Genomic DNA, 21,389 nt, shown 5'->3' on the forward strand with positions numbered 1-21,389 from the left:
CGCATGAGCACACCGCCGAGATTCATCAGCGGGCCGAGCAGGTATCTCGACGACCGCCTGGGGGCGGCCGGCTTCTTCAAGCGCAACCTGCGCAAGATCTTCCCGGACCACTGGACGTTCCTGCTGGGCGAGATCGCGCTCTACTCGTTCATCATCCTGCTGCTGACTGGAACGTTCCTCACCTTCTGGTTCGAGCCGGGCATGGGGCACGTGGTGTACGACGGCTCATACGCTCCGCTCCAAGGCGTGGAGATGTCCGACGCGTACGCCTCGGCGCTGCGGATCAGCTTCGACGTGCGCGGCGGCCTGCTGATCCGGCAGATCCACCACTGGGCCGCGCTGCTGTTCACCGCCGGCCTGGTCGTGCACATGCTGCGGATCTTCTTCACCGGCGCCTACCGCAGGCCGCGCGAGATCAACTGGCTGATCGGCATCGCGCTGTTCGCGCTGTCGCTGTTCGAGGGGCTCACCGGCTACTCGCTGCCCGACGACCTGCTGTCGGGCGCGGGCCTGCGCATCACCCAGGGCGTGCTGCTGTCGATCCCGCTGATCGGCACGTACCTGTCGTTCTTCCTCTTCGGCGGCGAGTACCCCGGCGAGGACGTCATCCCGCGCTTCTTCACGCTGCACATCCTGCTGATCCCGGGGATCCTGCTGGCGCTGATCACCGCGCACCTCGTGCTGATGTGGGTGCAGAAGCACACGCAGATGCCGGGCAAGGGGCGCACGGAGAAGAACGTGGTGGGCGCCCCGCTGCTGCCGGCCTTCATGGCCAAGTCGGGGGCGTACCTGATGTTCACGGCCGCCGTCACGGCCGGGCTCGCGACCTTCGCCCAGATCAACCCGATCTGGCTGTTCGGCCCCTACACCCCGGCCGACATCTCCGCCGGCTCCCAGCCGGACTGGTACATGGGCTTCCTGGAAGGCTCGCTGCGGCTCATGCCGTCCTGGGAGATCAACCTCTTCGGCACCGCCCACGCCGGCACGGTGCCGCTGAGCGTGCTCATCCCGGCGCTGCTGCCCCTGGGGCTGATCATCACCGGGCTGGTGCTCTTCCCGTTCCTGGAACAGTGGGTCACCGGCGACCGGCGCGAGCACCACATCGCCGACCGCCCGCGCAACAACCCGCACCGCACCGCGATCGGCATCACCGCCATCACCTTCTACGGCCTGCTCTGGCTGATGGGCGCCAACGACCTGATCGCGGCCAACTTCCACATCAGCCTCAACTGGACGACGTACATCGGGCGGGTGCTCATCTTCCTCGGCCCGGCCCTCGCCTACCTGATCACCTACCGGATGTGCCTGGGCCTGCAGCGCTCCGACGCCGCCACGATCGGCCACGGCGTCGAGTCGGGCGTGATCAAGCGCCTGCCGCACGGCGAGTTCGTCGAGATCCACGCGGCGCCATCGGAGGACATCGAGGCCCACCTGGAGGGCAAGACCCCGGTGCCGATGCTGCCGGGCAGCACCCAGGACGGGGCCGGCGTCCCGCCGAAGACCGCCAGGGGCCCGCTCGGCAGGCTCCGCCTCAGGATGAGCCGCGCCTACGGCGGGGAGAAGATCCCCCTGGACGGCGAGCACGACGGGCACCACGACGGCGAGCACGCCAGATCGGGCCCGCCCGCCAAGACCTCACACGAGTGACGCCGGAAACCCTGTCCGCGTCGATCAGGCCGGGCAGGGCGGATAGAGCGGCCGGGTGCCGGTGGGGTAGGCGGTGGCGTCGGTGAAGCGGCAGCCGTAGGCGGGGGCGGCCAGCGTGGCGGGGGTGGTCACGTCGTCGCCCGCGGGCCGCCGGCCGGTGCGCTGCCAGCGTACGAGGTCGTCCCAGGCCGCGCCGGCCTCGGCCGCGCTGAACTCGCAGTGCCCCGCCGTGCGGATCGCCCGCTGCACCAGCAGCTCGGACCGGCCGTGCGCGGCCACGTCGGCGCGATAGTACTGCTCCATCGAGAACGGCACGAAGTTGTCGCCCAGGCCGTGCAGCGACAGCACGGGCACGTCGATCCGGCCCGAGACGGCGGGCACCGCGCTCAGCGCCCGCGTGCGGCGGGCCACCGGATCCGCCGGATCCACCCGCTGGACGGTCGCGTTGACGTTCACGGGCGTGGCGGGCCGGTAGACGGTGCCGCGGTTGGTCGCCACCCTGCCGGGCTCCTCCGCCAGGCCGCCGCCCTCGTCCGGCCCGGCCAGCCCGAACAGGAAGTCCTGCCAGTACGCGAACGCCGCCGCGGCCCCGGGACGCTCCCCGCCGCCGAGGCCGACGACGATCGAGCGGAACTGCCCGCCGAGCTCACCGGACGGATCGGCCCCGCCGGTGAGCCCCAGCCGCTCCTTGATCCGGGGCACGACCGAGGCCGCGTAGTCGGCCGGGATCGGATAGGCGGGCATGTCGGCCAGGTCCTGCGCGACGAGGTGGAAGTCGAGGAAGAAGTCGAACAGCTCGTGGTCGCCGAGCACCCCGCACATGGGCAGCGCGGCGGCGTACCGGCCGGGGTACTGCTCGATGGAGCGGGCGGTGACGTGACCGCCCATCGACACGCCCATGAGGTACGTCCGGCGCGGCCGGCCCACCGTCCGCGCGAAGCGTTCGGTGAGCGCGTGCGTGCTGAGCACGCCCGAGCGCACGTCGTACCCGTTGGCGTAGTAGGAGGAGGCGGCCCAGGCGTAGCCCTGGTCGAGCAGCCGCTGCCGCAGCCCGTAGGCGGGCCCGTCCACGGTGAGCACCCGCGTGTCGCCGCGGTAGCCGTGCGCCCACATCACCAGGTCGCCGTTCCAGCGCGGCGGCACCTCGGCGGTGAAGGCGGCGTGCTCGTGCACGCCCTGGTGGACCCGGCTGGGCCGGCCGCCCACGAGCGCCGGAGCCAGGGGCGGGTTGTCGATGGTGTACCCCGGTAAGGGCCGGTCGCCGGGGGTCGCCGACGCGGCGGACGGGGGCAAAACCACGCACATCGCGGCGGCCAGGACGACCGCGAGGGGGGAACGCATCGGCCGTCACCCTTCTTCTCGACAGGAACGCCGCTAGGCGGCCGGCTCCCGTGCCCGTTCGTCGCGCCGCCGCCGGATCCGCTTCAACCTGCGCTGCACCCGCCACGCCGCCCACATCACCCGTTTGACGGCACGCCGTTTCGTCCTCAGGTCCGCCGGAGACTGCTGCAGGACCTTGATCGCCAGGTTGAGGTCTGTGAGGGCCCGCTGGACCTCGAGATCGTCTGCCACCACCTCACGTTACGCCGCCCCCGTGGACACGTCACCGCCGATGTCCGGCGGCGGCCGTCCCGGGGTTCAGCCGGGGCGGCCGGCCAGATCCCTGACGTCGCCGGTCAGGCTGGTGGCCGCCAGCGCCGTGGCGAACAGGATGAGCTGGTTGAGCACCTTGAGGAAGAGCAGCATCGCCACCGCTCCGGCCACGACCTGGTAGGCGGGGTTGGAGGCGGTGACGTTGAGCAGGGCCTGGCCGACGGTCTTGAGGATCTCCAGGCCGATCGTGATGACGAGGGCCGGCCCGACCACCCGGCGCAGCGGCAGGTGCAGCCGCGGGGGCGCGGTCAGCAGCGCCATGGCCAGCAGCATGTTGACGCCGATGCCCAGCACGAACGCCGCCACCGACAGCACCCCGCGGGCGGGGGTGGCCTCCACGCCGACGGTGTTGACCGCGATCCAGGTCAGCACCCATTCGGCGGCGAAGGCGACGCTGAGCGACAGCGACAGCAGCACCCCGAGCCCCGCCACCACGCCCAGGTCGATGACCTGACGCAGGAAGAAGTTGCCCGGATACTCCTCCAGCCGCCAGATGGCCCTGGTCGCCGAGCGCAGCGTGTCCATCCAGAACAGGCCCGTCAGCGGGAGCACCACGCAGGCCACCGCCCCGGCCGTCCCGCCGGCGTCGCGCAGCGCCCGCACGTCGAGGCGCGGGAAGGTGTCGCTCAGGTAGCGCTGCACCTGGGCCAGCGCTGGCGGATAGTCCAGGAAGTGGCTGAGGATGGCGAAGCCGAGCAGGGCCAGGGCGAACGTGGCGAAGAAGGAGTAGTAGGTGAGGGCGGCCGAGAGCCGGCCGGCGTCGGACTTGTCGTAGCGGATCAGGGCGCGCACCGTGTGATCCAGCCAGCCGTGCCGGCTCCTCGCCCGCTTCCAGCCCGCCGCCATCCGGCCGGCCCAGCGCCGGGCGGCGTTCATGGCCGGAGCCGGTACGCCGGCGGGACGTGGGCGTGATCGCCCGCCGTGGTCGTGTCAGCGAAAATGGCTCACCGCGCCGTTGTGAGAAAGCTGCAGGGGGAGTGCATCCTACCCCGCGTCATCACGTTCATCGCCCTGCCGGGGCACGATCGGAACCGCCCTGCGTGGCCGTCGCCGGGTTGTGACGGAAGGGGCCGCCGGGGTTACAAGGGCGGGAGGTGCGGATAGGTAAGCACACACGGCACGTTCACCGGGGCATCGGTGGTCGTGACGGGCATAGGTCAGCATGTCTATACAAAGAGATGACATTGAGGTACAACCAGGGCTAGCTCGTTGGTCTTGGAGGTGTCCTGTGAGACGTACCCCGATCGTGCTGGCCCTGCTGGGCGCGCTGGCCCTGACCGGCTGCTCATCCTCGGGAGGTCAGAGCGGGCAGAGCGCCCCTCCCGCGACCTCCGCCGCCGCCTCCGCCTCCGGAGGCGGGGGCGATTTCGCCGTCATCACCCACGGAGCCCCTGGCGACTCCTTCTGGGACGTGGTCAAGAACGGCGCGGAGGCCGCCGGCAAGCAGTACGGCGTGAGCGTGACGTACCAGGGCGACGGCGACCCGGCCAAACAGTCGCAGCTCATCGACCAGGCCGTCTCCGAGAAGGTGGACGGCATCGTGGTCTCCCTGGCCAACCCCGACGCGCTGAAGGAGGCCATCGGCAAGGCCGTCGCGGCCAAGATCCCCGTCGTCACCATCAACTCGGGCGCCGACTCCTCCAAGGCGCTGGGCGCGATCACCCACGTCGGCCAGTCGGAGGACGTGGCCGGGCGCGGCGCCGGCGAGCAGCTCAAGACGGCCGGCGTCAGCAAACTGCTGTGCGTCATCCACGAGGCCGGCAACGTCGGCCTCGACCAGCGCTGCAAGGGCGCCGAGGAGACCCTGGGCGGCACGGTCGAACGGCTGCAGGTGGACGTGAGCAACCTGGCCGACGTCACCTCGAAGGTCACCGCCAAGCTCCAGTCCGACCAGGCGGTCAACGGCGTGCTGGCGCTCAACCCGGCCGTCGCCGTGGCCGCCAGGGACGCGATCAAGGACGCCGGCTCGCAGGCGAAGCTGGCCACGTTCGACCTGTCGGCCGACGTGGTCACCGCGATCAACGACGGCGAGATCCTCTTCGCGGTGGACCAGCAGCAGTACCTCCAGGGCTACCTGCCGATCACCTTCCTCAACCTGTACAAGGCCAACCTCAACACCGTCGGCGGCGGCCTGCCCGTCAACACCGGGCCCGGCTTCGTCACCAAGGACAACGCCGCGCAGGTGGCCCAGCTGGCCGAGGCGGGCACACGATGACGATGACGGCGGATGAGCGGGTCGCCGACGTCGGGATGGCCCGGCGCCTGCTCATCAGGCCGGAGCTCGGCGCGGTCGTCGGGCTCGTGGTGGTGTTCGTCTTCTTCTCCGCGCAGTCCCCGGTCTTCCGCTCGCCGGCCGGCATCGCCAACTGGCTCGACCCGGCCGCCACGCTCGGCATCATGGCGGTCGCGGTGGCGCTGCTGATGATCGGCGGGGAGTTCGACCTGTCGGCGGGCGTGCTCACGGGCACCAGCGGGCTGATCCTGGTGACGCTGGCCACCCGGTTCGGGTTCAACGTCTGGCTGGCCATGCTGGCCGGGCTGGTGGTCGCGCTGGCCGTCGGGCTGGCCAACGGGCTGATCGTGACCAGGACGAGGCTGCCCAGCTTCATCGTGACGCTGGGCACGTTCCTCATGCTGCAGGGCGTCAACCTCGGCGTCACCAAGGCCATCACCGGGACGGTGCAGGTCAGCGGGCTGCGCCGGGCTGAGGGGTTCGAGGGCGCGAGCGCCGTGCTGGCCGGGACGATCGAGATCGGCGGCACCTCGTTCCGGATCGCCATCCTGTGGTGGATTCTGGTGACGGCCGTGGCCACGTGGGTGCTCATGCGGTCGAGGGTGGGCAACTGGATCTTCGCGGTGGGCGGCAACGAGCAGGCCGCGCGGGCGGTGGGCGTGCCCGCGGCCCGTACGAAGATCGCGCTGTTCATGACGACGGCGTTCGCCGCCTGGCTGGTCGGCTCGATCCTGGCGCTGCGCTACACGTCCGTGCAGGCCAACATCGGCATCGGGCAGGAGTTCATCTACATCATCGCCGCCGTGATCGGCGGCTGCCTGCTCACCGGCGGGTACGGCTCCGCCATCGGGGCCGCCATCGGCGCGGTCATCTTCGGCATGGCCGACAAGGGCATCGTCTTCCTGGGCTGGGACGCCGACTGGTTCAAGTTCTTCCTGGGCGCGATGCTGCTGCTGGCGACGCTGGCCAACCGCCTGGTCAGGCGATACGCCGAGGAGGTGAAGCATTGATCCTGGAGACCAGGGGCATCGGCAAGACGTTCGGCTCGGTGCTGGCGCTGCGGGACGTGTCGATGGGCGTCGCGGCCGGGCAGGTCACCTGCGTGCTCGGCGACAACGGCGCGGGCAAGTCCACGCTCATCAAGATCCTGTCCGGAGTGCACCAGCACGACGCCGGCAGCTACCTGGTGGACGGGCAGGAGGTGCGCCTGTCCAGCCCCCGCGACGCGCTCGACCGCGGCATCGCCACCGTCTACCAGGACCTGGCGATGATCCCGCTCATGTCCGTCTGGCGGAACTTCTTCCTCGGCTCCGAGCCGCGCAAGGGCCTGGCCTTCGACGTGGCCAAGGCCAGGCGGGTGGCCAGGGAGGAGCTGCGCGCGATGGGCATCGACATCCGCGACGTGGACCAGCCGGTCGGCACGCTGTCCGGCGGCGAGCGCCAGTCGGTGGCCATCGCCAGGGCCGTGCACTTCGGCGCCCGGGTCCTCATCCTCGACGAGCCCACGTCGGCGCTCGGCGTCAAGCAGGCGGGCGTGGTCCTGCGCTACATCGCCCGCGCCCGCGACCGGGGGCTCGGCGTGGTCTTCATCACCCACAACCCCCACCACGCCTACCCCGTTGGGGACCGGTTCCTGCTGCTCAACCGGGGCACGAGCGTGGGTGAGTACGCCAAGGCCGACATCACCACGCAGGAGCTGACCGCGCTCATGGCGGGCGGGGCGGAGCTGGAGGAACTGGCCCACGAGCTCGAACGCGAGTGACATTGGCCGACATTTGACGTGTTCGGGCGATCCCCTGGACGGCAGTTCAGGCAGGAACACCTCAAGGCAGGTGTGCGCCGAGTGATCGGGGGATCGCCATGACCACCGTGCCCGAGCGGGCGGCGAGGCGGCTCGCCCCGCTGGGACCGTTATTACCCCGCGCCCTGCACCGGCCCGGGGCAGGACCCCGGGCCGGTGGGGGCGGCCTCGCCGGGACAGGCCTCGCCGGGACAGGGCGCGCCGGGACAGGGCGGCCCCGCAGGGACAGGGCGGCCCCGCAGGGGAGCAGGGCGGGCCGCACAGGGCGGGAGGCCGGGCCGGGCGCTCCGCACAGGGGCGCCGCCGCGGGCCCGCCGTAGGGTGCGGCCCAGATTCCGCCCCCTCCGAGGAGCAGCCATGACCGCCATCGACTCCGGCACGATGCCCATCGGCCAGGCGTTCGACCGCATGCCGTTCACCCGCCGGCACGTGCTCATCGCGCTCGCGCTGTTCATCGCGTTCGTCATCGAGTCGTGGGAGCAGCTCGCCCTCGTCTACGTCTCCGGCGACCTCGGCGCCGAGCTGGGCATCGACGAGGCGGGCGTCGGCCTGGTGCTGTCGGCGGTCGCGTTCGGCATGATCCCCGGCGTGCTGGTGTGGGGGCCGGTGGCCGACCGGCTCGGGCGCAGGCCCACGGCGTTCTGGTCGCTGCTGGCGTACGGGATCGTCGCCCTCGCCTCCGCGTTCGCCCCGAACGCGGAGGTGCTGGTGGCGCTACGGGTGGTCTCGGGGCTGGCGCTGGCCGGCGTCTACACGATCACGTTCCCCTTCTTCCTCGAACTGCTGCCGACCCGGCACCGGGGGCGGGCCGCCGTCTACCTGTCGATCGGCTGGCCGATCGGCATGCTGGCCGCGATCGGGGCGTCGGTGACGCTCGGCGATCTGGGCTGGCACGTGGTCGTGGTCGCCAGCGCGGCGGCGGGGCTGTGGGCGTTCGCGATCAGGGCGTGGGTGCCCGAGTCGCCGTACTGGCTGGCCGGGCGCGGCCGGCAGGAGGAGGCGCGGGCGGTGCTGCGCTCGCTGGGCAGCCCGGACGCGCAGGCCACGTTCACGGTGGCGCGCGGCCGCGCGGGCCGGCCGCTGGACCTCTTCAAGGGCGGGCTGGCCCGCATCACCGTCGTCATGCTGCTGCTGAACTTCGTCTTCAACTGGGGCTACTGGGGCCTGCAGACGTGGCTGCCGACGCTGCTGCAGGAGAAGGGGCTGACGTTGTCGGCCTCGCTCGGCTTCGCCGCGCTGAGCGCCCTGATGATGATCCCCGGGTACGTCAGCGCCTCCTTCCTGACCGGCCGGTTCGGCCGCAAGAAGGTCTTCCTCGTGTACGTGGTCGCGGCGGCGCTGGGCGGGCTCTGGTTCGCCACCGCCGACTCCATGACGGGGCTGTACCTGGGCAACTTCGTCCTGTCGTTCTTCAGCCTGGGCGCGTGGGGCGTCTGGAACACCTGGAACGGCGAGTTCTACCCCACCGCGCTGCGCGGCACCGGCTACTCGTGGGCCACGGCCGCGCAGCTCGTCGCCACCACCGTCGCGCCGTCGGCGGTGGGCGCGCTGCTCGCGAACGCCACGGGCTTCACCGCTACCATGCTGATCATCAACGCGTTCATGGTGGCCACGGCGCTGCTGGCGGTGCCGCTGCCGGAGACGGAAGGACGCGAGCTGGAGTGATCCTCGGCGTCGCCCTCGGGGAGTCACCGCCGCCGATGGTGGCGGTCAGTGACGGCACGCCCACCTGGCCGGTGCCCCGCACCGCGGCCCGTACGGCCGAGCGGGCCTTCGTGGCGGTGGACCTGAGCGGGGCGCCCCTGGCGGCGGTCGCGGCCGTCCGGGTCGGCGGGCCGTGTCCAGAGGTGCTGCGCCCGGCCGCCGGTCCGGGGGTCGCCACCATCGTGCGCGGCGGCCACAGCGTGACGGGCCGGCCGCTGGCGCCACTGGACACCGAGGCGGTGCGCCGGTTCGCGGGCACGTGCGGGCTGATGGACTTCGCGGTGACGGCGACCGGGTCGCCGATGCTGACCGATCACGAGCTGGCCGTGGCGGCGATCATCGCGGCCGAGGTGCCGGGGGCGCGCATCACGTTGTCGTACGAGTTCGGGCATCCCGGGCTGCGCGAACGGGAGACGGAGGCGATCCGCAACGCGGCGCTCGGGCCGGCGGCGGGGCGGATCGCCGACGAGGTGGCCGGCGAGCTGCCCGGGGTGCCGGTGTACTTCGCCAGGTCGGACAGCGGAGTGGTGTCGGCCCACTACTTCCGGCGGTATCCGCTGGCCTGCGACCTGGGGGCGACGGCGAGCCTGGCCCACGGCCGCGCGGCACTCGAACGGCTGCGCTCGTGCGGCGGTCCCGGCGGGGGTTTTGGCGGGGTGGAGTCGGGCGGCGGAGAGGTGCCGGACGGGGTGGTCGCCGCGTACGGGGCGGCGCTCGGGCGGCCGCGGGCGCAGGTCGAGCGGATCGTGCAGGCGCGTGGCCGGGCCGAGCTGGACCGGGCGCTCCAGGACGCCAGGGACGAGGCGCTGACCCGGGCGGTCAGCGCCGGCGCGGCCCCGGGCGCGGCGACGATCACGGAGACCACGGTGAACCCGCTGTCGTACCTGCCGGACGGGCTGTACCGGGTGCGCGTGACGGCGGACGGGCGGCCATGGGCCGGCTGATCGACCCCGGCGGGCTCGACCGGCTGTCGGCGGGGTCGCGGGTGTTCGCGACGGGGGCCGCGGAGTCGTCGTACAACCTGGCGCTCGACTGGGCCCGCTCGGTGCTCGGGCGGGGCGTCGAGCTGGTGCGGGCGGACGAGTTGGCGCCGGAGACGCGCTGCGTGGCGGTCAGCCTGGTCGGCTCGACGACGGCCCTGGGCGAGCAACTGCCCGCCGGCGACGAGCCAGAGCGGGCCGTCCGGGCACTGGAACGCCGGCTGGGCGAGCGGGCGGGCGCGGTCGTGGGACTCAACCTGGCGGCGGAGAACGCGCTCATCCCGCTGATCGCGGCGGCGGCCCTGGGGGTGCCGCTGGTGGACGGAGACGGTACCGGGAGGGTGTTCCCGCTGGTGGAGCAGACCACGTACACGCTGGGCGGAATCAGCCCGGCGCCGCTGGCGCTGGCTGGCGGATCGGGCGAGCTGGTGCTGCTGGAGACGGCGGCCGGCCGGGTGGAGGAGCTGCTGCGTCCCGTGGTGCTGTCGGTCGGCGGCTGGGCGGTGGCGGCGTGCTATCCGATGACGGCGGGCGAGCTGGCGCGGGTGCTGGTGCCGGAGACGGTGAGCCTGCTCATGCGGGCGGGCGAGCCGGGCGTGCCCCGGTCGGCGGCGGCGCCGTACGGGGTGCGCACGTTGTGCCGGGCCCGGATCATGAGCGTCGAGGGAAGCACCGGGCACGGCGCCGACCCGGGGTCGCCGGCCCTGCCGTCGTTGCCGTCCCTGCCGTCCAGCATCGTGCTGCGCGAGTCGGAGGGACTGCGGCGGCTGGTACGGCTGGAGGCGCACAACGAGATCGTCCTGGCCCTGGCCGACGGGGCGGTGGTGGCGACGGTTCCGGACCAGATCTGCATGATCTCGACCGGCGACGGGATGGTCGTGGACGTGGACAAGGCCGAGCCGGGCCTGGAGGTGGACATCATGGTGGTCAGCGCGGCACCGGTGTGGCACACGGAGCGGGGCCTGGCCCTGGGCGGCCCCCGCGCGTTCGGCCTCCCGCTGTGATGAGTGCGGTGCGGGCGTCCGGGTGGGAGGCGCCGGTCACGGTGGCGGAGCTGGTCGACGCGGGGCCGCTGGCCGGCGCGCGCATGTACGGCGCGGGCGAGAACCCCGTGCGCGGCGTGCGGATCGTGGACGAGCTGTCGGTGTTCGCCACGGTCGCCCCGCACACGGCGGTGGTGCTGATCGGCCCGGCGGCCAGCGGCGGCTGGGCGGTGGAGATGGCCATGCGCCGGGCCTGGGAACAGGCGGCGGCGTGCGTGATCGCGCCGGCGGGCGGGCTGAGCGAGGGGTCGGGCGAGGTGCTGGCGGAACGGCTCGGCGTGACCCTGATCTTCGTGGACGAGGACCCGCTGATCGTCGCCGTCCGGGTGGCCTCGGCCGCCTCCCGTCCCGACGCGGCCCGTACCCAGCTCGTCGCCCGCTGCGCCACCCGGCTGGCCGAGGCGGGAGCGTCGGCGCGGCGGGTGCTCGGGGTGCTGAACGCCGAACTGCCCGGCACGTCGGTGGCCTTCCTCGACCGCTACGGCCGGCCCCTGGCGGGCCGCCGCGACGCCGCCGCCGGGCGCTGGTCGGCCGAGGTGACGGTGCCCGACCGGGAGGGCGGTGTGCTGGGCACCCTGGTGGCCGGCGGGTCGTCGCGGTCGCCGGGCTGGCCGGCGGTCGTGCGTACGGTACTGGGCCTGGCGGTGGCGCCGCTGACCGCCTGGACGGCGCAGGAGAGCCTGACCGCCGCCCGCGACTTCGCCCTCCAGGCCGCACTCGCCGAACGTCTGATCGGCAACCAGATGAGCGAGGCAGGCGAGTCCGGCAAGTCCGGCGAGATCGGCGAGCGCAGCGGGTCCGGCGAGCCCGGCGAGTCCGGCGAGGCGCGGGTGGCGGCGACCGCGCTGGGCTGGCCGGTCGGCGGTCCGATCACCGCCTACCAGCTCCGCCTGCTCACGCCGGCCGCCGACGCGTCGCTGGTGCAGGCGCTGGTGACCGGCGCGCTCGGTCAGGTGCCGGTGCTGGTCAGGGGTGAGGGGTGGGCGGGCTGGTCCGCGTCCGGTCCGGAGGAGCTGGCGGAACGCCTCTACCACTGCCTGCGTACGCTGCCATGGCCGTGCGCGGGAGGCGTCGGCGCGCAGGTCGACGGACTCCAGGCGGTGGGGGAGTCGCTGCTGGGCGCGGAGGCGGCGGCGTACGTGGCGGGGGAGGGCGCCGTGGTGCGGGCCGACCGGATGGGCCCGGCCGAGCTGCTCGGTGCCCTGCCCACCGGCGTCCTGCGCGCTCCGGCAGCCGTCGTGCTGCGCCCGCTGCTGGAGATCGACAGGGACGGCACGCTGCTGGAGACGCTGGCCGCCGTCCTGGACGAGGGCGGCGCGCTGAAGGCGGCCGAGCGGCTGGGCGTGCACCGCAACACGATCACCACCCGTCTCGACCGCATCAGATCGGCGGGCTTCGACCTCGACGATGCCGCCACCCGGCTGGCGCTCCAGCTCGCCTGCCATGTGATGCTGAGCTGATCATGGCATGCTCGTAGAGGCCATCCCCGGAAGAGGAGACACCCGGTGCCCGCTCCCCGTACGGACGCCAAGCTGCTGGCGGTCAGCGACCTGCACGTCGCCTATCCCGAGAACAGAGCCGTCGTCGAAGCGCTGAAACCCCTGGCCCCCGGCGACTGGCTGCTGGTGGCGGGCGACATCGGCGAGCGGCTGACCGACATCACGTGGACGCTGCGCCTGCTGGCCGGGCGCTTCGAGCGCGTCGTGTGGGTGCCGGGCAACCACGAGCTGTGGGCCAGGCCCGGCGAACCCGACGGGCTGCGCGGCGTGGCCCGCTACGAGCACCTGGTGAGCATCTGCCGCGACCTCGGCGTCCTCACCCCCGAGGACGACTACCCAATGTGGGAGGGCGCGGGCGGGCCGGTGCGGATCGTGCCGCTCTTCCTCCTGTACGACTACACGTTCCTGCCCGAGGGCCACCACACCAAGGAGAGCGCGCTGGCCTACGCCCACAGCACCGGCGTGGTCTGCACCGACGAATACGTCCTGCACCCCGACCCGTACCCGACCCGCGACGCCTGGTGCCGCGCCCGGGTGGAGCTGACCGAGCGGCGGCTGGCGGAGCTGGACGACGCCGTGCCGCTGGTGTTCGTCAACCACTATCCCCTCGTCCGCGAGCCGACCGACGTCCTGCGCTACCCCGAGTTCGCGCAGTGGTGCGGCACCACGGCCACCAGGGACTGGCACCGCCGCTACCCGACCGCCGCCATGATCTACGGTCACCTGCACATCCCGCGCGTCACCTGGTACGACGGGGTCCGCTTCGAGGAGGTCTCGCTCGGCTACCCGCGCGAGTGGCAGCCGCGCCCCGGCGTCCGCCGCCTGCTGCGCGAGGTCCTGCCCGAGAGCTGAGCGCCCTTGATCAGGAGGCGGTGAACACGAGATTGCGCCGCAGCAGCGCCGCGCACCAGCGGAAGTGGCCGTCGTCGGCGCCCATGCCGAACAGGTCGTAGCTGATCAGGGCGTACACGGCCTGGTAGACGGCGAGGGTCTCCGGCGGGTGGCCGAGCCGGTCGGCGAAGAGCCGGGTGAGCTCCGTGGCGTGCTCCTCGGCGTACGGGCCGTACATGTCCCAGAAGGCCGCGGTGACCGCCGCCTCGAACGCCGGGTCGCCCGCGGTCGTACAGAAACCGAAATCGAGCACCGCGACCGGCCGGCCGGCGGCGTCGACGTGGATGTTGGGCGGGACCAGATCGCCGTGGATCGCGGTGACCGGGCCGGTGGGCAGCGACCGCAGCGCGTCCAGCGTGCGCTTGACGCCCGCGCCGAAGTCCGGCGCCCGCGAGGCCGGTGCGGCTCCGTAGTCCCGCACCCGCGCGGCCGGCGCGGCGCCGGGCCGGCCCGCCGTCCGCTCGACCAGGGCGGCGAGCGCGTCGCCGTTGCGGGCCACCGCCCGGCCGACCAGGGCCGCGAGCGCGTCCTGGAAGCGGTCGTGCCCCTGCCACAGCGGGCGGTCGTCGCCCTGGAACGTCAGCCGGCGCATCGCGTCCGTGCCCGGCACCGACGCCAGCCCGCGCAGCACGGTGAGCAGCGCGTCCGCGTGGTGGGCGGGCAGTTCCCGCCCGAACTCCTCCTCGGGGTGGTCGCGGCCCATCGGGGCGCCCGGCAGTTCGCGCTCGTACGTCACCAGCACGCCCTCGTGCTCCACCACCTCGAAGATCTCCGGGGTGGCGAACGGCAGCCGGCGCCGCGCGAGGTCCGCGTACACCCGGCGGGTGAGCTCGATCGGCGGCCGGCCGGCCCACACCTTGGCGACCCGGCCAAGGCCGAGCCGGTAGACGACGCCCTCGGCGCCGGAGCCGATCCGGAGCGCTCCCGGGTGGCCCCGGCCGGCGAAGTATCCGGGCCACGGATCGTCGGCCCGTGCCTCCTGAGAGATCTCCATCCGCGCATCAAACCACCGCCGGGACGGGACGGCCAGGCGGTTTCGCCAGCCGCGAGCCGACCAGCGGTAAGGGGCATGACCCGGGTCCACTCCGTACGGCGGAATGATCGCATACGGCCTCCTTCTCGTGGCGCGGCAGGGCAGGATGCGCCCTCACCTGCACAGATCACGCGCGCCCCGATCTGATTCAGGCCTTGAAGTAAGAAGTGGCTAACCTAACGTGTTCGTTCGATCACGTTGCGTATAGCGTGCGGGATGTCCACGCAGTCAGCGAAAGGAATCCCCCATGAAATCCCTCAGCCTGCTCCTCGCTCCGGTCCTCGCCGCCGCCGTCGTGGCCGCGCCCGCCGCTCCCGCCCGGGCGGCCGTCCCGGCCTGCCACGCCCACGTGTGCCTGTGGACGGGGGCCAACTACACGGGTGCCGTCTACACCTGGTGGGAGGCCAACGGCAACCGGTTCATCGGCGGCACGCACGCCGACAACGTCGGGTCGTTCGTGGCCACGAGCGGGGCCTGCTTCGTCGACACCGCCGACACCGAATGGAACTGGCGGGCCAAACGGCTGGCCTCCGGTGGCGACTACAGCTCCAACTATCGCGGCCGGTTCGGCGGCGTGATGGACCGCATCGCCCCCGCCCGCTACTGCTGACCCGCTACCGGCCGGACCTCCCTCACCCGGCCCCCCGTCCGTGACCGGTCTGTCACCTGCGGCTGGGTCTCCCTCACCCAGCCGCCCACCGCGACCCGCCCGTCACCGGCGGCCTGGCGCGGTCAGCAGGTGGCGAGGGCGTGTCGCCACACCTCGTCCAGCGCCATCTGGATCGCGCCGGTGAGCGCCGTGCCCTCGGCCAGCTCCGACAGCTCCACCCGGGGCGCCGTGAGCGTCAGCCCTTCGAGGTGTCCGACGATCGCCTCCAGCAGGACCGTGCCGGCCCGGGCGATGCCGCCGCCGATCACGATCGCGTGCGGCGACAGCACCAGGACGGCGGGCGCGACCGCCTCGGCGAAGACGGCGGCGACCCGGTCGACGACCTCGGCGGCGAGCACGTCACCCGTGGCGGCGGCCGTGAAGACGGCGGCCGCGTCCGTCACCTCGGCCAGACCCGACCCCGGTCGCCCGGCAGCGTGGCGACGGGCCAGACCGACGATCGCCTCGGCTCCGATCGCCCGCTCCAGCGGCCCCCGCCCATCGCCGCCCCCGCCACTGCCGGTCTGACCGGAGGGACGGATGAAGCCGATCTCGCCGGCCTGGCCCGCGCCCCGGTGCAGGCGGCCGTCGATGACGACGCCGGCCCCGAGCCGTTCGCCCCACTGGACCGCGAGCAGAGTGCCCGCGTCGGTGTGTCGCCGGGCGGCCGCCAGGGCGGCGAGGTCGGCGTCGTTCTCCACCGTGACCGCGCACCGGAACCGGTCCCGCAGCCGGCCGGCGAGGTCGATCTCCGACCAGCCCGGCACGCTCGGCGCGAACAGGACGCGGCCGGTGCCCGCCTCGACGATGCCAGGGGTGGCCGCGGTGACGGCCTTGACCTGGTCGGTGGCCAGACCGGCGGTCGCCAGCGCCTCCTGCGCCGCCTCGTCCACCGCCTGGAGCAGATGCCGGGCGTCGCCGTGCCCGACCGGTCGGCGGACCTCGGCGAGGCGCTCGCCGGCCAGGTCGGCGACGGCCGCCGCCACGGTGTGCGGGCCGACGTCCAGGCCCAGAACGGGCGCGGCCCGGCCGTTCAGCGAGAACCGGGTGGCCGGCCGGCCCACGGCGGCCGGTCGCGGCGCGTGCTGCCGTAACCAGCCGGCGGCCAGCAGGTCCTCCACGGCCTGGGCGACCGTCGGGCGGGTGAGCTCGGTCAGCCGGGCGAGTTCGGCCACCCGTACGGGCTCGGGCGCCTGCCGCCGGATCGCGTCGAGCACCGCTGCCCGGTTCATCCTCCGCAGCACCGGCGTCCCCGGCGGCCTCTCCTCCTGCATGCGCACCCCTCGACCATCCGTTTCCCCGCAGATCTTGACCTCGGGCGGACCGCAGCTGAGTATATTTCCGCAGCGATCTTACGAAAAGTCCTTACATATCGGACTTTTGCTCACCAGAGGTGGCCGTCATCATGCCCCACTCCCGCCCCCCACAGAGTCCCGTATACCGCTTACGACACCGTCTGGCGGCGGCGCTCGCCGTTCTGCTCACGGTGCTCGCCGCCCCGTTCGTCTCCCAACCGGCCGCCGTCGCCGCCACGCCCGCGCCACCCACCTCGCCTCCCGCCACCTCCTCCGAGCGCCCCGGCGGCGGAGGCGGGTCAGGCAGCTCAGGCGGTCCGGCGGCGCAGGCCCTGGAGCGGCTGATCGGCGCCCCGCGCGCCGCCCAGGTCACCCTGCGCACGATCGACAAGGGCACAGGCGAGGACAGGTTCGAGGTGTACGCCGAGCGCGGCCGTCTCGTCGTCGCCGGCACGACCCCGGCCGTCCAGCTCACCGGCTTCGGCCACTACCTGCGCCACGTGGCCCACGCCGACATCGCGATCAACGGCTCCCAGACCGACCTGCCGCACCGCCTCCCGCTGCCGGCGTCCCGCCTGGCCAGGGACTCCTCGGTGGATCACCGCTTCGCGCTCAACGACACCAATCAGGGCTACGCGGGCCCGTACCTGAGCTGGCAGGAGTGGCAGCGCCGGATCGACGTCCTCGCACTGCACGGGATCAACGAAGTGCTCGTGTACGAGGGCCAGGAGGCGGTCTACCAGCGTACGTTCACCGAGTTCGGCTACACCGACGAGGAGATGCGGGCGTGGATCCCGCAGCCGGGCCACCAGGCCTGGTGGCTGCTGCAGAACATGTGCTGCACCGACGGCCCCGTCTCCCAGCACCTCATCGACCAGCGGATCGACCTCGGCCGCAGGATGGCCGACCGGCTGCGTTCGCTGGGCATGGTCCCCGTGCTGCCGGGCTACTTCGGCACGGTGCCGACCGACTTCAAGGCGCACAACCCGGCCGCCAACACCGTCCCGCAGGGCACCTGGAACAAGCTCGAACGCCCCCACTGGCTCGACCCGACCGACCCGATCTTCGAACGCGTCGCGGCCACGTTCTACCGGGTCCAGACCGAGCTGTTCGGCCCCAGCACGATGTACAAGATGGACCTGCTGCACGAGGGCGGCACGCCCGGCAAGGTCGACGTCGCGCGGGCCTCGCAGGCCGTGCAGCGCGCGCTGAACACCGCCCACCCCGACGCCCTCTGGGCGATCCTCGGCTGGCAGAACAACCCGCTGCCCGCGACGCTCCAGGCGATCGACCGGGGCAAGATGTTCATCGTCGACGGCATCAGCGAGGAGTCCGGCGTCACCGACCGTGACAAGGACTTCTTCGGCACCGGATACGCGTTCGGTACCATCTGGAACTTCGGCGGGCACGTCAACCTCGGCGCCCGGCTCACCGTGTGGAACGAGAAGTTCCACGCCTGGCGGGAGAAGCAGGGCACGGCCATGAACGGCATCGCGCTGATGCCGGAGGCCATCGACAACAACCCGGCCGCGCTCGCGTTCTTCACCGACCTGCCGTGGCAGGACGGCCGCGCCGACATGCCCCGCTGGTTCGACGACTACGCCACCGCCCGGTACGGCCGCGACGACCCGCACGCCAAGGCGGCCTGGCGGATCCTGCTCGACACCGTCTACAGCTGGCCCGCCGCCGCCGACACCCGCCACGTCACCGGCCTGTACGACGACCAGCCCGGCCTGGCGAACACCGGCTACCCCCTGCAGTACGACATCGCCGCCTTCGACCGGGCCCTCGACGAGCTGCTGCAGGTCGACCGGCGGCTGCGCGGCTCGGGCGCCTACCGCTACGACCTCGTGGACGTCGCCCGCCAGGTGCTGGCCAACCACAGCAGGCTGCGGCTGCCCGAGATCCGCGCCGCCTATCGGGCCAGGGACCTCGACCGCTTCGAACGCCTCACCGGCCAGTGGATGGACGGCATGCGGCTGATGGACCGGCTGCTCGGCACCGACGAGAACTTCCTGCTCGGCGCGTGGCAGAAGGAGGCCCGCCGCCAGGCCGCCACCCCGGCCGAGGCGGCGACCCTGGACTACAACCTCAAGTCGCTGGTGACGCTCTGGGCGGCCGGCTCCGACCTGCAGGACTACGCCCGCAGGGAGATGAACGGCCTGGTCGGGCAGTACTACGCGAAACGCTGGCAGCTGTTCTTCGACAGCCTGAAGGCGGCGCTGCGCTCGGGCGCCGACTACCCCGAGCCGATCGACTGGCGGGCCGTGGCCGAGGACTGGTCCAGGGCCGGCACCAAGCTCGCCGCCGAGCCGCGCGGCGACGCCTATGCTCTGGCGGGCGAGGTGGCCGCGCTGCCGGACGGCGCGGTGAGCGTCGAGGCCGACCGCAGGGGAGTCAAGGCGGGTGAGAACGTACGGGTGACGGCCGCGTTCAGCAACACCAACACGCTGCGGCCCACCGGGCGGGTGACCCTCGGGTTGGAGGTTCCCCGGGGGTACCGGGTGCGGGCCACCTCCCCGGCCCGCACCGACCGCGTCGCCGCCGGCGGCACGTTCACCACGACCTGGACGGTCACCGTGCCCGCCGCCGAGACCCCGGGCACGACCCCGAAACTGAACGTCACCGCCGACTGGCGATCGGACGGAAGCGGCCGGCAGTCCGGCGGGACACGGCGGGACACGGCCTCGGCCGGCCTGCTGATCGCCGGGATCGTGCCCTCCTCGTACCGGACGATGAGCAACACCCAGGCCGAGTTCGCCACCACCGGCGACGGGGTGGGCATCGCGGCGGGCGGGGCGGACCTGTGGCGGGAGACCAACGAACTGGCCGCCGCCTACCGCCCGGACGTCCTGGCCGACGGGCAGCAGCTCCAGAGCACCGTGCTCGTCCAGGACGGCGCCGCCGAGTACACCCGCTCCGGGCTCGTGGTGAGCGATGACCTGGCCACCCCGGGAGCCACCGGCTACGCCAACATCGCTGTCACCCCGGGTCACGGCTGCCTGTTCAGCTGGGACTCCGACGGCGACGGCCGGCTCGACTCCAGCGCGGAGGCGGGCGGTTTCACGCCGCCCGTACGGGTGCGCATCGGCAGGTCGGGCGACCGGCTCACCGGCTCGTGCGGCACCGACGGCCAGAACTGGACCGTGGTCGGGGCGGCCGCCGTACCGGGCGCGGGAGCCGCCGCACTCGACGTCGGGGTGTTCGTCAGCGCCGCCACCCGTCAGACCGGCCGGCAGGCGATCTCGGTGCTGACCGAGCCCGTACCGGCGCCGTCCACCGCGCGTGACAGCTCAGGCGACACCCTGCGCAGCCTCCGCAAACCGGTCACGGCGCTCAGCTCGGAGCCCAGCCGCGGCCCCGCATACGCCAACGACGGCAACCGCGCCAACTCCCCGTACTTCGCCTCTCAGATGAACTGGGACACCACCTGGTGGCAGGTCGACCTCGGTGAGACCGACGACATCTCACGCGTCAACGTCCGCAACTACGTCAGCGGCGGACGCCACTACGAATACCGCCTGGAGGGCAGCCTCGACGGCACCACCTGGTACACCCTCGGCGGCCGGCGCGGCCCCCGCGCCGCGACGGACGCCGGCGACACCATGACCACCGAGGCCAGCGCCCGGTACGTCCGCGTGGTCGGCACCCACAACACCGCCAACCTCTCCTTCCACCTCACCGAAGTCAGCGTCTACGGCACCCCGACCCCCTGACCCACCCCCTACGACCGGCGTCCCCTGCCCCGCCCCCGTCCGGCCGGCGTCCCCTGCCCCGTCCCATCCGGGCGGGGTCGCCGGCCACGGTCGTGTGTGCGGCCCCACGAGTACGCCGTCCGGATGATCCACCCGGGCGGTACTTTGTACGCGTGACCACCGAACCTCCCGAGGCCGCGTCCACGCCCGCTTCCGGCGTGGGCGGCCTGGTCAGGCGGATCGCCTGGGGCGCTCTCACGCTCTTCCTCGCCGCGTTCGCCGTCTTCGAGAGCCAGAAGTACGGCCTGCCGACCACGGCCGCCGCGCTGCTGTTCTTCGCGTTCCCCGACCTGACCCGGCTCGCCGGCGTCCGCCCGCCGGGTGTGCTGTACCAGGCCGTGAACCGGGTGTGGATCCCGCTCGCGGTGCTGGTCGTCTACAGCTTCGGGCCGATCGTCTGGCCACCCCTTTTCACGGCCGGCCTGGGCTGGCTAACCCGCATCGCCCTCGACCGCACCCTCAGCCGCGGCCCAGGGTCACTCGACCGCGCCCCCGGCCGCGGACCGGCTACCACCTGATCACACCCCGGTCGCGGACTCACCACCACTTGACCGCACTTTGCGGCACGGGCACACCGCCACCTGACCGGACGTCCGCGCCGCCTCTGATCATCGAGAAGGCGCGGCACCTCCCGGCGCCGGTTCGCGCGGCTCAGGCATCGCGCCCCGCACAGTCGCCCTGGCAATATCCGTTGGTGACGATCAGGCGCGCACGGGCGGTCGTATAGGCGGAGGTCTGCGCGCCGACGATCACGCCGTGGCAGCGGGGACAGGTGAGCGGTTGTTCGGCTCCCTCGGGAGCACTTCCCGCCGTCTCAGGCGAACGGCCCCTCACCCCGTCCGGCCCAACCGGAGCCCTCCCGATGGTCTCCATCGAACGGCCCCTCACCCCGCTCGGCTCTGCCGGAGCCCTTCCGGGGGTCTCCGTCGAACGGGGTCTCGTCTCGTCCAGCTCCGCAGGTGTCCTTCCTGGGGGCTCGGGGAACGGGCGGCTCGACCCCGTCGGCTCCGCGAAAGTCCTGCCTGGGGTTTCGGGCGGACGGGAGCTCGTCCCGTCCGGCTCGGCAAAAGCCCGACCTGCGGTCTCATATGGACGGTGGCTTGCCCCATCCGGCTCCGCAGCAGCCCTGCCCGGGGTTCCGGGCGAATGGTGGCGCATCTCGTCGGGCTCAGGTGCCCTTCCCATGGTCTCGGGCGGGCGGCTTCT

17 protein-coding genes are annotated in these 21,389 nt (G+C 72.8%); 12 read left to right on the forward strand and 5 right to left on the reverse strand.

What is annotated here, in order from left to right; translation table 11 throughout:
* Positions 1 to 3 precede the first annotated feature (3 nt).
* Positions 4 to 1,647, forward strand: a complete 1,644-nt coding sequence (gene qcrB / locus OIE67_RS14355; RefSeq protein WP_326640390.1) for a cytochrome bc1 complex cytochrome b subunit — start codon at positions 4 to 6, stop codon at positions 1,645 to 1,647.
* Between the two features lie 24 nt (positions 1,648 to 1,671).
* On the opposite strand, the gene OIE67_RS14360 is transcribed toward qcrB, so the two are convergent.
* The 3 genes from OIE67_RS14360 to OIE67_RS14370 all read right to left on the reverse strand — a co-directional run bounded on the left by OIE67_RS14360 (position 1,672) and on the right by OIE67_RS14370 (position 4,176).
* Positions 1,672 to 2,988, reverse strand: a complete 1,317-nt coding sequence (locus OIE67_RS14360; RefSeq protein WP_326640392.1) for a hypothetical protein — start codon at positions 2,986 to 2,988, stop codon at positions 1,672 to 1,674.
* Between the two features lie 33 nt (positions 2,989 to 3,021).
* Positions 3,022 to 3,219, reverse strand: a complete 198-nt coding sequence (locus OIE67_RS14365) for a hypothetical protein (RefSeq protein WP_146178573.1) — start codon at positions 3,217 to 3,219, stop codon at positions 3,022 to 3,024.
* Positions 3,220 to 3,285: 66 nt separating this feature from the next.
* Positions 3,286 to 4,176, reverse strand: a complete 891-nt coding sequence (locus tag OIE67_RS14370; RefSeq protein ID WP_326640394.1) for a YihY/virulence factor BrkB family protein — start codon at positions 4,174 to 4,176, stop codon at positions 3,286 to 3,288.
* A 352-nt stretch (positions 4,177 to 4,528) separates the two neighbouring features.
* On the opposite strand from OIE67_RS14370, the gene OIE67_RS14375 reads away from it, so the two are divergent.
* The 8 genes from OIE67_RS14375 to OIE67_RS14410 all read left to right on the forward strand — a co-directional run bounded on the left by OIE67_RS14375 (position 4,529) and on the right by OIE67_RS14410 (position 13,412).
* Positions 4,529 to 5,515 carry a sugar ABC transporter substrate-binding protein gene (locus OIE67_RS14375; RefSeq protein WP_326640396.1) on the forward strand — a complete coding sequence of 329 codons (987 nt, stop codon included), beginning with the start codon at positions 4,529 to 4,531 and terminating at the stop codon, positions 5,513 to 5,515.
* 2 nt (positions 5,516 to 5,517) lie between these two features.
* Positions 5,518 to 6,543, forward strand: coding sequence for an ABC transporter permease (locus OIE67_RS14380; RefSeq protein WP_407674845.1), 1,026 nt, complete (start codon positions 5,518 to 5,520; stop codon positions 6,541 to 6,543).
* Positions 6,519 to 7,295 carry an ATP-binding cassette domain-containing protein gene (locus OIE67_RS14385; RefSeq protein ID WP_407674894.1) on the forward strand — a complete coding sequence of 259 codons (777 nt, stop codon included), beginning with the start codon at positions 6,519 to 6,521 and terminating at the stop codon, positions 7,293 to 7,295. The genes OIE67_RS14380 and OIE67_RS14385 overlap by 25 nt, the downstream gene beginning before the upstream one ends.
* A 396-nt stretch (positions 7,296 to 7,691) precedes the next feature.
* The gene (locus OIE67_RS14390; RefSeq protein WP_106251193.1) at positions 7,692 to 8,999 is read left to right on the forward strand and encodes an MFS transporter; all 1,308 of its coding nucleotides are present in this window, start codon (positions 7,692 to 7,694) and stop codon (positions 8,997 to 8,999) included.
* Positions 8,996 to 9,982 (forward strand): hypothetical protein, encoded by a 987-nt coding sequence (locus OIE67_RS14395; protein ID WP_326640402.1) that lies wholly within the window; start codon positions 8,996 to 8,998, stop codon positions 9,980 to 9,982. The genes OIE67_RS14390 and OIE67_RS14395 overlap by 4 nt, the downstream gene beginning before the upstream one ends.
* Complete coding sequence (locus OIE67_RS14400; RefSeq protein WP_326640404.1) at positions 9,970 to 11,022, forward strand: DUF917 domain-containing protein; 1,053 nt, start codon at positions 9,970 to 9,972, stop codon at positions 11,020 to 11,022. The genes OIE67_RS14395 and OIE67_RS14400 overlap by 13 nt, the downstream gene beginning before the upstream one ends.
* An 8-nt stretch (positions 11,023 to 11,030) precedes the next feature.
* Positions 11,031 to 12,521: a PucR family transcriptional regulator gene (locus tag OIE67_RS14405; RefSeq protein WP_326640406.1), complete on the forward strand. Its 1,491-nt coding sequence runs from the start codon at positions 11,031 to 11,033 to the stop codon at positions 12,519 to 12,521.
* A gap of 45 nt (positions 12,522 to 12,566) precedes the next feature.
* On the forward strand, positions 12,567 to 13,412 hold the full coding sequence (locus OIE67_RS14410; protein ID WP_326640408.1) for a metallophosphoesterase family protein: 846 nt from the start codon (positions 12,567 to 12,569) through the stop codon (positions 13,410 to 13,412).
* Between the two features lie 10 nt (positions 13,413 to 13,422).
* Here OIE67_RS14410 and OIE67_RS14415 read toward each other — a convergent pair whose 3' ends face one another.
* Positions 13,423 to 14,445 carry a phosphotransferase family protein gene (locus OIE67_RS14415; RefSeq protein WP_326640410.1) on the reverse strand — a complete coding sequence of 341 codons (1,023 nt, stop codon included), beginning with the start codon at positions 14,443 to 14,445 and terminating at the stop codon, positions 13,423 to 13,425.
* A 286-nt stretch (positions 14,446 to 14,731) separates the two neighbouring features.
* Between OIE67_RS14415 and OIE67_RS14420 the strand changes: the two genes are divergently transcribed.
* Positions 14,732 to 15,094 (forward strand): peptidase inhibitor family I36 protein, encoded by a 363-nt coding sequence (locus OIE67_RS14420; protein ID WP_326640412.1) that lies wholly within the window; start codon positions 14,732 to 14,734, stop codon positions 15,092 to 15,094.
* Positions 15,095 to 15,216: 122 nt separating this feature from the next.
* Here the strand turns inward: OIE67_RS14420 and OIE67_RS14425 are convergent, their stop codons facing one another.
* The gene (locus OIE67_RS14425; protein ID WP_326640414.1) at positions 15,217 to 16,407 is read right to left on the reverse strand and encodes an ROK family transcriptional regulator; all 1,191 of its coding nucleotides are present in this window, start codon (positions 16,405 to 16,407) and stop codon (positions 15,217 to 15,219) included.
* 131 nt (positions 16,408 to 16,538) lie between these two features.
* On the opposite strand from OIE67_RS14425, the gene OIE67_RS14430 reads away from it, so the two are divergent.
* Together OIE67_RS14430 and OIE67_RS14435 are read left to right on the forward strand one after the other, a co-directional pair.
* On the forward strand, positions 16,539 to 20,144 hold the full coding sequence (locus tag OIE67_RS14430; protein ID WP_326640416.1) for an alpha-N-acetylglucosaminidase TIM-barrel domain-containing protein: 3,606 nt from the start codon (positions 16,539 to 16,541) through the stop codon (positions 20,142 to 20,144).
* A 152-nt stretch (positions 20,145 to 20,296) separates the two neighbouring features.
* Positions 20,297 to 20,701: a hypothetical protein gene (locus OIE67_RS14435; RefSeq protein WP_326640418.1), complete on the forward strand. Its 405-nt coding sequence runs from the start codon at positions 20,297 to 20,299 to the stop codon at positions 20,699 to 20,701.
* The last annotated feature ends 688 nt before the right edge of the window (positions 20,702 to 21,389 follow it).

This window comes from Nonomuraea fuscirosea, assembly GCF_035917475.1.
Taxonomy (GTDB): domain Bacteria; phylum Actinomycetota; class Actinomycetes; order Streptosporangiales; family Streptosporangiaceae; genus Nonomuraea; species Nonomuraea fuscirosea.